Genomic DNA, 13,478 nt, shown 5'->3' with positions numbered 1-13,478 from the left:
CTTAATCAATTTAAAAATCATTTTTATGACTATTTATTAAGAAAAATTAACGAAAACGTTTGAATTGATAGGGAATTAACAAATGTTTAATTATCAACACTTTAATTTCAATAATTCCTAAGAGTACCTCTTCGTATCGAAGGGTTATTTTTTAATCTTGAACACTACAACTCCTAATGGTGGAATAGTAATTTCTGCCGAATTAGGACGATGGTTCCAATCTATATTATCTATTTGAATTTCTATAGTATTATCAACTCCGCTACCTCCATATTGTATAGCATCACTATTAAATATTTCTAGTAGCTTTCCTTCTTTGGGTAAACCAATGCGATACCCTGTTCTGGGTATGGGAGTAAAATTGCAAACAATGATTAACACATCATCTTCTTTATACCCTTTTCTGATATAGGTTATCACAGAATTTTCTGAGTCATCATAGTTTATCCATTCAAATCCCGAAGCACTAAACTGTTGCTCATATAGTGCGGGATATGTTTTATACATTTTATTAAGATCGGTTATCACCGCTTTTATACCTTTGTGATAGTCATACTGCAGCAAATGCCAATCCAGACTTTGTTGAAAATTCCATTCTTCGCGCTGTCCAAATTCTGCCCCCATAAACAATAAATTTGTTCCTGGATGTGTAAACATATATGCATATAGTAATCTAAGGTTAGCAAATTGCTGCCATTCATCACCCGGCATTCTTCCTAGAATACTTTTCTTGCCGTATACAACTTCGTCATGCGATAGTGGTAGCATAAAGTTTTCGGTAAATGCATAGGTCATACTGAAGGTAAGATCATTCTGATGGTGTTTACGATAAATAGGTTCTTTGGCAAAGTACTGCAATGTATCGTGCATCCATCCCATCATCCATTTCATACCAAAACCAAGTCCCCCAAGATAGGTAGGTTTTGAAACCATAGGAAACGAGGTTGATTCTTCGGCAATGGTTTGCACATCAGGAAAGCTTGCATACACTTCTTCATTTAATTCTTTCATAAATGTTATAGCATCAAGATTTTCTCTGCCACCAAACATATTGGGTTCCCACTCTCCTTCTTCTCGAGAATAATCAAGAAAAAGCATAGATGCTACAGCATCTACTCGTAATCCATCTGCATGATATTGATCCAACCAAAATATAGCATTGCTAATAAGAAAGCTTTTTACTTCATTTCTTCCGTAATTAAAAATAAGGCTTTTCCAGTCTGGGTGGTATCCTTTTCTTTTATCTGGGTGTTCGTATAGGCATGTTCCGTCAAAAAAACCTAAACCATGTGCATCTTCAGGAAAATGTGAAGGTACCCAATCAAGGATTATCCCAATATGACTTTGGTGGAGTTTATCTACCAATACCTTGAATTCTTCTGGATAACCAAACCTGGAAGTAGGAGCAAAATACCCGGTAAGTTGATATCCCCAAGAAGGATCATATGGATACTCCATTATGGGCATAAGTTCTACATGAGTAAATTGCATTTCTTGTACATAATCAACTAATTCGTCTGCAAGTTCTGTATACGACAAAGAACGGTCTTCTTCTATTCTTTTTTTCCAAGAACCCAAATGTACTTCGTAAACAGAAAACGGGGCATCAATAGCATTGTGCTTTTTTCGTTTTTTCATCCATGAAGCATCATTCCATTCATAAGCATCTTCCCAAACAACCGATGCCGTTTTTGGCGGATGTTCAGATCGTCTGGCATAGGGATCTGCCTTTTCGGTTTTTATATCATTATGATTCGAGTGGATTTTATATTTATAAACACTTCCCTTTCCTGCACCCGGTATAAAACCTTCCCAGATACCCGATTCATCCCAACGAACATTTAATTGGTGCTCTCCTTCTACCCAATAGTTAAAGTCTGCAATAACACAAACTGATTTGGCCGATGGCGCCCAAACTGCAAAATAAGTACCCTCTACTCCATTAACCGTTGTAATATGAGAGCCAAATTTTTCATACAAACGATAATGCCTACCGCTTTTAAAAAGATTAATATCAAATTCTGTAAATCGACTATATACAATTACTTCACTCATATTCTAACTTTAACTATTTATAATTTTTGAAATCCCCTTTAGCGGAATAACAGCCCATCGCGGTCTGCTATTTAATTCATATCCCAGTTCATATACCGCTTTTTCTAATAAACAATAGTTTAGCACAAATTTTATCTCCTTTTTATATCCAATGCTAAGGTTATGCGCTTGAACATATTTAACATAACGTCTAAGGAAAACGGCTACCATATAGCTGTATAATACTTCTGCAAAACGAAATAGATCTTCTTTGCTATAGTGAAAATCCTCGGTACTATTAAAAATAGTAGAGTATACAGCATAATTGAAAGACCTGAAAATTCCGGCAACATCCTTTAGTGGTGGTTGCTTTACTTTCCTATCTCTAATGGTACTTTCTGGTTCTCCTTCAAAATCAATAATATAAAAATCACGATCATTTACAAGAACTTGTCCCAGGTGATAATCCCCATGAATTCTTATACGTTCTCCTTTCAACTTAGACTCGTCAAAATCCAAAAGTCGCTTACGAATCTCTTTCTTACGTTCCAAAAACTCATGCGCCAATTCTAATCGATATCCATCAAGCTTATGCAGGCTGTTTTCGACTAGATTAACTCTATTTTCGAACTGATAAATAAGTCTGTTTTTTAACCATACAGAATAGTCATTACTATAAATTTGAGGAGTAAATTGTGTGTTAATACGTTCTAACCCCAAAGCAACATGCATCTGCGCAGTGCGAAAAGCTAATTGATCAATATCCTCAAAAAAACGCATCGGACAATATTTCATTATCTCGTCAGGAATGATACTCGGATCGATCTTATCGAACATACCAATGGGTTCAAGCTGACTTACATCGGGATGTATTTCGCTGAGCTTTTTAAAGATGCTTTTAAGCTGTCTCAAAAAATATTCCCAAGCATCTCCTTCATTAGGAACCAATTGTTGCATTAGAGCCAGAGTAATCACATTTTTATCTGAAAATCGCAATGTTATACTACCACTATATTTAGGAGTATTCTTAAAAACACCTTTATCTGTGAGGTATTTATTAATTTCATAATCTGGATTTTGATCTGTAAAAATCCTTCTGAAGATTTTTAAAATATACTTATCATTAAAAATAATTGAAGTATTACTCTGCTCTGCTCCCAGAAATCGAGATGAAATATATTCTTTGTCTTTGCACCCTCGACCTCGTCTAAACTCTAGTCCTTTATACTTTGTTTTAGCTCCTTCTAATATTTTTTCAAATATCTGTTTCCTAAACGATTCGAGATGCGTAGCATCGACTAAAACGCCTTCTTTTTCATTGAGCCGTATTTTGGTAATGATATCCTCTTGAGAAAACTCTTGATCCGTTACCAATGCTATCGGAATAAAATAATTTTGAACAAAGGCCTCTCTAAAGTTTACTTCTAATACCAAACCATAAAACAGGTCGGTATCGTCTTTGATCTTAAAATAATCCAACAGTTCGATATATTTTAAAGCACTCGCCTTACCTCCATACCATCGTTTGGTGATAATATATGGTTCTAAAATATCTTCACATAACTCTTCTATAAACTGAGGGTTTTTGAACAATTCTGACCATTCGGATTTATAGATATACTCATCATTTAGATCCTTTTTGTGTTTGGTTTCTGTTGTCATACTACATCACTTTTTAATTTTAAAAATGTGCATAGGTAAAGCAGGATGTAGTTCTACATAATTCCATTCATTATTCCAATGGTAACTACTTTTGGTAATTAAATCATGTACTTCAATGTTGTGCCCGGCATGGACACCAAGTTCGTGTAGGGGGAGTTGTAGTTGTCCTTGTTGAGAATAATAAGGATCGAGACTAATAATGATAAGTAATTCATTAGTCCTATGATCATCATACTTATAAAACGCAAGTAATTGATCATTCTCAATATGACAAAATTTGATATTGTTAGTTTGTTGAAGAGCGGTATTCTCTTTCCTAATATGGTTAATGCTGGTAATTATGGTAGTAAGTTTGTTTTTAATATTCCAATCCCAAGTACGTAGCTGGTATTTTTCGCTATCCAAATATTCTTCTTTACCAGGAATAGCATCTGAAACCATTTGCTCAAATACAGGTCCATAAATACCTGTATTAGAACTCAATAAAGACGATAACGAATATCGAATAATGTGCATAGCCTCATTGGCTCCTTGTAAATGATAAGGGTTAATGTCTGGAGTGTTTGGCCAAAAATTAGGACGGAAATACTCCTTCTGGTCAGTAGTTGTTAACTCATTAATATACTCAATAAGCTCATGTTTGTTATTGCGCCAGGTAAAATACGTATAGGATTGAGTAAACCCTTGCTTAGCTAATTGCTGCATCACTTTTGGCTTGGTAAAAGCTTCAGACAAAAACAACACATCGGGATATTTGTTTTTTATCTCCCCTATCAACCAACCCCAAAAATGAAAAGGTTTGGTGTGTGGGTTATCAACCCGAAATACGCGTACACCACATTCTTCTACCCAAAACATGGCTGCGGCGAGTAACTCTTCCCACATTTCTTTCCATGCAGTAGTATCGAAATATATCGGCTGAATATCCTGATATTTTTTAGGAGGGTTTTCTGCATATTGCACGGTTCCGTCTGGTCTCCACTTAAAAAACTCTGGATGATCTGTCACCCAAGGATGATCGGGAGCTGCTTGTAGCGCATAATCCATAGCTACCTCTATCCCTAGTTTCTTAGCCTTATCGACCAGATTTTTAAATTCTTCTAATGTTCCCAGTTCTTTATGAACACTTGTATGTCCTCCATCTTTGGAACCAATACCCCAAGGAGAACCAACATCATCATGAAGAGCCGTAGTCGTATTGTTTTTACCTTTTCTATTTATTTCACCTATCGGATGAATGGGAGGAAAATATAAAATATCAAAACCCATTTCTGCAATCCTGGGTAATAACCGTTCACAATCTTTAAAAGTGCCGTGTTTTCCTTCATTTTCAGAAGCACTACGTGGAAAAAATTCATACCAAGTACTAAACCTTGCTTTTTCTCTATCTACATAAACTTTTAACTCCTGATAAGTAGCCATAAGCCCTTTAGACGGATATTTAAAAAACAAATCATGAAGTTTATCACTTTTGGCTTCAGTGATTGCTTTGTCATACTGTTTTTCTTCTTTAAACAGCTCTAGAAGACTTTCTATATATGTTTTCTCTTTAGAAGTAACAACACTCTTGATTTTATCAAGATACTCTACTCCTTCTAATAGTTCTGAAATAACATGCTGGTTATCGTCAATTTTACGAATAATACCGTGCTGCCAATTTAGGGCATAATCAATCCATCCTAACAACTTATAGGTATAATACCCTTGTTTACTAACTATAAATTCGCCTTGCCATGAATCATTATCAATATGATTCATTCGCATTTCTGTCCAATCCTTATCATTTTCATGCCTGAACTGTATACTGGCTTGCACAATATCATGTCCATCACCAAAAATATCAGCCGTTATGAATACTTTTTCGTTGACAACTCTTTTAATAAAAAATACTCCATTATTAAGTTCTGGAGTTACATTTTCAATAAGTACGCGTTCTTGATTTAGCATGAAAAATTACAAATTAAGGTCATTTATTTTCGCCTTTTTGTCAAAGGATTTCCTAATTTATTATTTATTTATGAAAGTCAACAGGCTATATTGTAAGATTTTAGAAAGAATTGTGAGAATTTATAAACAATAACGTTTTCGAAACTTTTTAACGGGTACATTCGACCAAAAAAACACTGAGGAAACAACAAAATAGTATACATTTTGCATCTATTTATTAATAGATCGAAGTGCTTTTTTGAGGATATATTGAGTTTCTTTAGTTGTAGATTCTTTTTTCCACTGATTACAAATCCTTTGCACCCAATCTGGTTGAGTTTTACTTGCATCATTTAACCAGTTACCTACAGCATCTCGTACATATTTGGAAGTATCAGATTTAAGAGGCTCTAGTATCGTAATTCCTTTTTCGGGGTTTTCTTTTAATGCATCGATTTTTTTAGTCCAAACACCAATGGGTCTGGTAACTTCTACGGCATATCGACGAATATTTTCATCTTCATCTGATGTCCATTTGGATAAGATAGATATTGCTTTATCCAGGTTCATAATAATTGCTTCTTTGGTCGTAAATATGGCTACTTCACGAACACCAAAATGTGTGTCGGCACAATAGGGTTTTATAACATTAAGTCTATTCTCAATTTCAGTTTCTCGAAGCCCTGCCCAATAGGCGGCCCAACATCTCGGCACATCAGAAGTATGACTTGCAAGATAATTTAGTACACCATCATCATTTGTTAATTGCATAAACTCGATACCTATAACCTTAGTATTAGAGTTTGCTGAAGGTTTTTTCTGTGCAGAAACTGCTTCATAAAAGCTGTCATACCAATCTGCTTTTCCTAAATCTTCTAAAATGGTTTGTAAAAGTTTTAGTTGATCAACAGCTAACCATTCCATAAGGTTTGCCGTCTCAATTAGCCCTTGATTCAGGTAATTAATTACCTCTTGATCTAGATCTTTCAAGCTTCGAGCTCCTTTTCTATTTAATATACGTTCTGGGATCATAAAAAGATGATAAACAATGGTACTATCAATGTACAAAAATGATAGCACCTATTCTTTTGTTTTTTGTTAGCTATTCTTCAAATCGATTAAATGCATCAAAATGATACATTTGTATTGATTCGGGCTTAATAACATTAAATACTGCGGCGGCCTTTTGATTTTTTAAAACATCAGCAGCTGCATCTTTAGCTGATTTCATATCGGTCCAATACACAATATCAATGTATTTACCTTCTCCATTACTTGCTGTAGTTCTCTCTACGAATCCGTAATACAATTTCATGATATCATTTAGAGAAGCTAAGGCAATTTTTACTTCTTCATTAGTGTAGCCCTTTTGAGCTTCAAATAAGACAACTTCGACAACATTAGGTTTGGTTTTCATTGATGAAAGATTTTGATCAGGTTTAGTGGTACAATTAAATAATAGATTTACCATGATGATTAGAATTAACTTGTTCATGAGTATTAATTTTAATCAAAACTAAAACCGGTATATGACAACCCTATGTCAGTAGTTTTTTTTAATTATGTGTTTCGTAATATTTTTTATAATAGTCTTCGAGAGTAAACTGTTGCGGCGGGAAAAACTCTTGATTTTCAATAAGGTTAAGGATTCGATCAGTTCTAAATTGTCGATAGTCTTTGCGTAATCTACAATATGCTATCATCACCCAAATATTATTGGTAAAATAAACACCTAGAGGTTCGACTTGTCGTTTTGTAAACTGTTTATTTGCTGCTGTATATTTAATTTCTAACACTCTATAATCAGTAATTGCCTGTTGTATTATCAATAATGAGTTACTGGGGAGGATTTCACTTCTTGTATATGTAAAAACACGTTGTTCTAATAATTCTAGTTTTTCTTTTTGCGTAGTTTTAAGAACAGCAATCACCTTATCGATAGCTCCTTGATATTCCTGGATTAGAGATTGATCATTGTTGGTTTCTATGATTTTTGAAGCCGTTAACAGAGCGTTGGCTTCCTTTTCGGTAAACATTACTGGAGGTAAAGAATACCCATCTACTAAAAAATACCCTGTACCCGCTTCGGCACCAATGGGCACTCCTGCATCGGTAAGTGCTTGCATATCTCTGTATATTGTACGCAAACTAACTTCGAACTTATCGGCAAGTTCTGCAGCCTGCACTACCCTTTTGGATTGCAGTTTAACTAATATTGCTGTTAATCGATGTAAGCGTTTCATCTGTTTTATTATATTTTTCTAGTTATCAGATGGAATTTTCACCAATATTATTCTTTCAGACATAAGTAAGCAAGACTATCAATCAACAAGATAGTACTATGGCTCATTTCATTATTCGGTTTCATGAGCATCGGGCGTGATCGAATCATCAATATCACTTAGATCAGTCGTGTTGTTAATAAAATATTCTGTTTCTTCAACACTATCTTCTGGGGTAACGGCGGCGTCTAACTCTGGAGGATTTAGCTTTTTGTCTCTAATCATTCCTCCGGTCATTATTAGACTAGTACCTATAATTACAAATAGTAATATCCCTGGTTCAAAACCTTCTACCATTGCCTCTGCAGGAATCGCATAAAACAAAAGTACAGTTATTAAACCCCTAGGAGCGATAAATACTTGGGGAGAAATATCTTTCCCCATAAAAAGACGTAGCAAACCATATCGTATTGCATAAATAGAAATCAATATCAAAATACTAATTAATGTAACTTTTAGACTTAACAACGAAGAAAGTACTATCGTAATTCCAAAAATGACGAAAAATAAAGTTCGTACTACAAAAGCAGTTTCGGCAGTAATCACATGCAATTCGTGGTAGATAGATTTTGCTTTTTCAAAATCCAAGTACTCTCGTAATCTTCCTTGAAAAAACAATTTCATATTAGCGATTACTAGTCCAAAAATCAGGATAATGATTAAGGATGATAAATGCATCTTTTTTCCTAAACCATATAACAGTAGCAATACTGCGATTAACAAGAATAATTTCACCTGACTTTTTATCTTCTGAAAAATAAGGATAATGGCATAACTAGCAACCAAAGAAATCACAATCGTAAGGATAAGATTTAGAAAAAAGCCTCCTACTCCAGAATCTTCAGCCGGGTTTAACCTTCCTGTTAAGAAATAAAATAACATAATCCCTAAAATATCAGAAAACGTACTTTCATAAATATGAAACTCTTTCTTCGCTTCAGATAATGCACTTACGCTAGGGATAATAATAGCACTGGATAAAATAGATAAGGGAGTTGCATATAACCAAGCCGACTGCATGGTCATACCTTCTACTAATGCCTTTAGAATTACTGCCGCTATAAAGGTAGAAGCTACTAATCCAATTAAAGCTATTGCCATCGATTTAAGAATTGGCATTAGCTTATCACTTTTAAGTTTTAACTCTAGGGCAGCTTCAAGTACAATCATAATTAACCCAACAATTCCTAGTACTTCTAAAATAGGGCCAAAAGAATCGGTATCTCCACCAAAAGCTTTGAGGATATATTGTAAAATTACCCCCAAAATAATTAGCATTAATACTGCAGGGATATTGGTCTTTTTAGCAACCCCGTTAAAAATAAATGATAAAATAATAATAAGTGAAACTCCTATAATAACATTGTACGAAGAAAAAATTTCCATGAGTAGGTTTAAGGTTGATTATGTTAGTTGATTACGTTTGTAAACGAATGAAATAGGCCATAACGTATAAAACAGATGAAAAGATAATAAATTATTTTAACGTATATAGGTAATCAACATCAACAATATTGTATTTATAGATCATCTATCTATAAAAGAGGATTTTAGTCTGAGTCTACTATTGGATTAATATATATTTAACTTCATATATACAGAAAATAATATACCTTTAGTAGTGCATAAAATATAGAAAAATCATGTCAAATACGGGGTTAATTATTGAAGAAAGAAGCCGGGATATTGGTGACTTTTTAGTAGGAAGACTTATTCCTTTTAGAAAAAAGAGAATGGTAGGTCCTTTTATTTTTATTGATCATATGGGACCAACACGTATCAAAAATGGGCATTATATGGATGTGGATCAGCATCCTCATATCGGTTTATCTACATTAACCTATATGCTCGAAGGAGAATTAGTACATCAGGATAGTATCGGTACAAATCAACGCATCTCACCAGGCTCTGTAAATTGGATGGTTGCCGGTAAAGGAGTTACACATACAGAACGCACACCATATGACCTAAGAGAAGAAGGGAAAGAATTTACGGCTCATGGATATCAGATATGGGTAGCTCTGCCTAAATCATTAGAGGATATAGAACCAGAGTTTCACCATATGAACACCAATGATTTACCAAGTTGGAATGATGCCGGAGCAAATTACCGCCTAATTGCAGGTACTGGATATGGGCATACCTCTCCTCTACCCGTTCATTCTGATTTGTTTATGGTTGAAATAAAAACAGAAGAACAGTATGAATTAGAAATAAAGGGAGAACTGAAAGGTGAAATCGGAATTTGCATCGTAAAAGGTGCAGTAAAAGCCTGTGATAATCATATAGAACAAGGAAATATGCTGGTATCTAAAGTCGAAGACAGTTGTACCATAGTATTAGAACCCCAAACTCATGTTTTGTTATTTGGTGGTCAACCTTTTGATGAGGAAAGACATATCTATTGGAATTTTGTCTCTACAAGCAAAGAAAAAATTGAAGCAGCCAAAATAAGATGGCAAAATCACGAATTTCCGAAAGTACCAGGAGATAAAACCTATGTACCTTTACCAATTAGTAAATTAAAACAATCATAATATAGTTCTCAAAAATAAGACTTTAATATTAACCTAATAAGGAAGCAATTAAATCTTCATCAACATCTTCTGTTTCTAATACAGTATCTGATAAACCTATAGTCTCTAAAAAATCATTAGAAAACAAAGCTGCCATTTTTTTTGATAATAAACTATTACGATACTCTTTCCATTCTGATGCTTTAGCTCCATACATATATTGTACTAAACCAGGAAAACCCCAATCAGAATTCTTACCCCAATGAATTGTAAAAGGTATATCATTTTGTTGCAGTACCTGGATCATTCTACGCGAGAATTCTTTTAAACTCATAAGATTCCTGCTCTTTTTCCATAGTACACCATCTATTTCTATCATACAGGTAATAGGAAACTTAGAAAAAGCCAAAGTAGCTTCAGATTTTTTAATAAATCGCATCGCATATATTCCGGGAATAGGACCTTCTTTTTTTGTAAGATCAATTAGCACATTTAATGCTTTTTCCGAATCCTTACTGTCTACACCAAAAGAACATGCAAAAGCAGGGCCTTGATAAGGAGCATCCCAAAAGGTTTCATAGAGTGTTCCTAAGGATTCTTCGTTTACCTCTGGTAATATTTGTTTTTGTAATTGCTTAATGAAGAAAGGTATTCTTTTAGGAAATTTCTCACTTATTTTTATCAATAAATATATCAAATCCCGATATACTGATTTCTCTATAGTATTAAATGGATCTGGATACGTAGAAGTGTATGGTTTTTTATACATTGCCTCTATTACATATTGATCCTCATCGGTATATGGATTAATAAAAACTTTATAATGATAGGGTCTTTTAGGTTTTCCGTTGGCATCAATTTCTCCATCAATTCGAAAATCTGAAGAAGCAAAATCCATTGTCTTTGCTAATTTGAGTGCAGTATTCTTATTTATTTTTTTTACATATCGTTTTAATAAAAACCTATCTTCAGCTTCTATAACTATACCGTGTATAAATCCAAAAGAACCAAGACTTACCAAGGCAGCATTAAACAAGCCATCATTACGAATTACCTTTGCATTGATTTTTTGTATAAACGAATTTGTAAGCGCAGGTTTTGTATGTCGTTCGATATATACAATATCCTCTGGATTAGGTCCGGTAATTAAATTTATTCCTACCACATAATCTTGCACAGATCCTACATCTAACGCAGAACCATGCACCCCAGTCGAAATACAACCTGCAATGGTCTGACCATTACTGGCACCAGTAGTTTTTAATGATTTTCCATGAGCTCCTAGTGCTTGAGAGATTTCTTTTATTGTGTTTCCGCATTGAAAGAAAAACAGATTGCTTTTTTCATAGGGAGAATCGGGATGAACACTATCTGCAAATATCGGAAGATCTAAGTTCATATAACTATTGTAGTGCATTCTATCTTTTTGATGTGCAATACTAGACATGGACCAACGTGCACCGTATGCCCGAAATCCTTCATTATTATCTGAAGCTTCTTTGATAAGGTGCTGAATCTCTAATGCAGCATCATTATATCTATCTATAGCCGAAGGCATATTTGCTTTCCCTTCTAACTGTGTTATCTGTAATAATTTTAAGTTAAAAGGGCCATTCTTATGTAATGTATCCCAATGCGTTTTTGGATGTGAAGTAGTATTTGCCATGTTTTGCTTATTAATTTTCAGGTTTCATGCATACATATTTGATTTTTACTTTTCGTTTACTTCCGAAAGTAATTAGGTATAAGAGATTTCCGCCAAATGTATCTTTATATTCTACAGAAAACAGCTTACCTGTCTCGCAACCTAACCTCTTAACAGGAATAGTAATGTCGTCTATTGCAATATTGGCTTTGATCACAGTATCTAAAACAATCACTTTTTTATCCCGATAAAAGTCATCGCGTTCATTTTGATCAGGCATAGGAGCCCCATTAGTACTTATTAATCGTACAGAATAGCACGAAGCAAAAAGGAATACTATACTAATAAATAGTAGTGTAGTATACAAGCGATTAGTAGTCAATGGTGTCATAGTTTATTTAGATAAAATTAGTCTAGATAGGCACTAAAATTAAGCAATACCTATACATAAAAAATCACTAAAAATGGGGAATTGATTATGACAATTGAGGACTATAAATTTAGGAATTATTCTTTAACAAAGAAAGAGGAAAATACCCCTATATATGTATAAGTATACTGGGGTATTTTCCTCTTATTTCATGTGATTTTCAGTATCGAAGCAAAATGTTCTACGTATAGACATAAAAAAAGAAAGACTGAATAGCTCAGTCCTTCTCGGTAAAATAGGTAAGTTCAGGGTATTGATTAAATCTTAATCTCCCGCAAGCAACACATAATTAGCGGTTACTGGAGACACACTAAATTCTTTTACATTTTTTTTATTTACCAAATATTTATCTGCTTCGGCAAAGGCGGTTTCTAACGCACTTAATTCAGAGTTTTCTGATACGCCAATAGTCTTAGAGATAATAGTTCCGTTGGTATACTCAATGGTAATTTTCCATTTTTTTAAAGAGTGTAGGTTTTTATTCTGTGATGTCTTTTCTCCTTTATCTTTTTTCTTCTCTTTCTCATTCTTTTCATTCTTCAATATTGGTTCTGTAAGTGTAGGTGCTGCATTTCCAAAAGAGATACAAAATAAAGTGATAGCCAATAAAAGTTTCATAGTTCAATGATTTGATTAGTATGTCACGAATATACAAACATTTTTTTAATATACAAGTATTTTTTTAATAAAAATTTATTTGTATATTTGATTCCTTTTTACTTATTTTATTATGGTTAACAAGAAATTAAAACGGCTTCTGAAAAAAAGTAAAGGAGCAAAAACGGTGTATGGTATATCCAAAGCTCTAGGCGTAAGTCCGCAAGCAGGAGATTATGTGGTAAAGCGAAAGGATTTGGTAAAAGATTTTGAACGGCTTAAGAAAATTGCCGATTATATGGGAGTAGATATTAAAGATATTATTGATTTTAAAGAGAAATAATTTCGTCTTTAAATTCTAAGTTATCCATAACGAAACAAGCCGC

Annotated in this window: 12 protein-coding genes; 2 read left to right on the top strand and 10 right to left on the bottom strand. The window is 33.8% G+C overall.

The features are described from left to right. Nucleotides 1-144 precede the first annotated feature (144 nt). The 7 genes from glgB to ABW637_RS15905 form a co-directional block, all read right to left on the bottom strand. The gene (glgB, locus tag ABW637_RS15935; protein WP_367585715.1) at nt 145-2,055 is read right to left on the bottom strand and encodes a 1,4-alpha-glucan branching protein GlgB; all 1,911 of its coding nucleotides are present in this window, start codon (nt 2,053-2,055) and stop codon (nt 145-147) included. 9 nt (nt 2,056-2,064) lie between these two features. Further along, nucleotides 2,065-3,696: a phosphotransferase gene (locus ABW637_RS15930; protein WP_367585714.1), complete on the bottom strand. Its 1,632-nt coding sequence runs from the start codon at nt 3,694-3,696 to the stop codon at nt 2,065-2,067. Between the two features lie 6 nt (nt 3,697-3,702). Then, entirely contained in the window at nt 3,703-5,643 is a 1,941-nt protein-coding gene (locus ABW637_RS15925; protein WP_367585713.1) for an alpha-1,4-glucan--maltose-1-phosphate maltosyltransferase, read from the bottom strand. A gap of 210 nt (nt 5,644-5,853) precedes the next feature. After that, entirely contained in the window at nt 5,854-6,654 is an 801-nt protein-coding gene (locus ABW637_RS15920) for a DNA alkylation repair protein (RefSeq protein WP_367585712.1), read from the bottom strand. Nucleotides 6,655-6,724: 70 nt separating this feature from the next. Next, complete coding sequence (locus tag ABW637_RS15915; protein ID WP_367585711.1) at nt 6,725-7,117, bottom strand: hypothetical protein; 393 nt, start codon at nt 7,115-7,117, stop codon at nt 6,725-6,727. 61 nt (nt 7,118-7,178) lie between these two features. Further along, entirely contained in the window at nt 7,179-7,865 is a 687-nt protein-coding gene (locus ABW637_RS15910; RefSeq protein ID WP_367585710.1) for a helix-turn-helix transcriptional regulator, read from the bottom strand. Between the two features lie 111 nt (nt 7,866-7,976). Continuing rightward, nucleotides 7,977-9,290: a cation:proton antiporter domain-containing protein gene (locus ABW637_RS15905; protein WP_367585709.1), complete on the bottom strand. Its 1,314-nt coding sequence runs from the start codon at nt 9,288-9,290 to the stop codon at nt 7,977-7,979. Nucleotides 9,291-9,547: 257 nt separating this feature from the next. Here ABW637_RS15905 and ABW637_RS15900 point away from each other — a divergent pair, with 257 nt between their 5' ends. After that, on the top strand, nt 9,548-10,441 hold the full coding sequence (locus ABW637_RS15900) for a pirin family protein (RefSeq protein ID WP_367585708.1): 894 nt from the start codon (nt 9,548-9,550) through the stop codon (nt 10,439-10,441). A 28-nt stretch (nt 10,442-10,469) separates the two neighbouring features. On the opposite strand, the gene ABW637_RS15895 is transcribed toward ABW637_RS15900, so the two are convergent. The 3 genes from ABW637_RS15895 to ABW637_RS15885 all read right to left on the bottom strand — a co-directional run bounded on the left by ABW637_RS15895 (nt 10,470) and on the right by ABW637_RS15885 (nt 13,113). After that, the gene (locus ABW637_RS15895; protein ID WP_367585707.1) at nt 10,470-12,086 is read right to left on the bottom strand and encodes an FAD-linked oxidase; all 1,617 of its coding nucleotides are present in this window, start codon (nt 12,084-12,086) and stop codon (nt 10,470-10,472) included. A gap of 10 nt (nt 12,087-12,096) precedes the next feature. Further along, on the bottom strand, nt 12,097-12,456 hold the full coding sequence (locus ABW637_RS15890; protein WP_367585706.1) for a hypothetical protein: 360 nt from the start codon (nt 12,454-12,456) through the stop codon (nt 12,097-12,099). Nucleotides 12,457-12,759: 303 nt separating this feature from the next. Then, entirely contained in the window at nt 12,760-13,113 is a 354-nt protein-coding gene (locus ABW637_RS15885; protein ID WP_367585705.1) for a hypothetical protein, read from the bottom strand. 112 nt (nt 13,114-13,225) lie between these two features. On the opposite strand from ABW637_RS15885, the gene ABW637_RS15880 reads away from it, so the two are divergent. Continuing rightward, a complete protein-coding gene (locus ABW637_RS15880; RefSeq protein WP_367585704.1) occupies nt 13,226-13,435 on the top strand; it encodes a hypothetical protein in 210 nt (69 codons plus the stop codon). Nucleotides 13,436-13,478 lie beyond the last annotated feature (43 nt).

The sequence above is a fragment of the Aquimarina penaris genome (genome assembly GCF_040786285.1).
Classification (GTDB): Bacteria; Bacteroidota; Bacteroidia; order Flavobacteriales; family Flavobacteriaceae; genus Aquimarina.
Note: the sequence above shows the minus strand (reverse complement) of the source record. Positions and strands in the feature narration are given on the sequence as shown.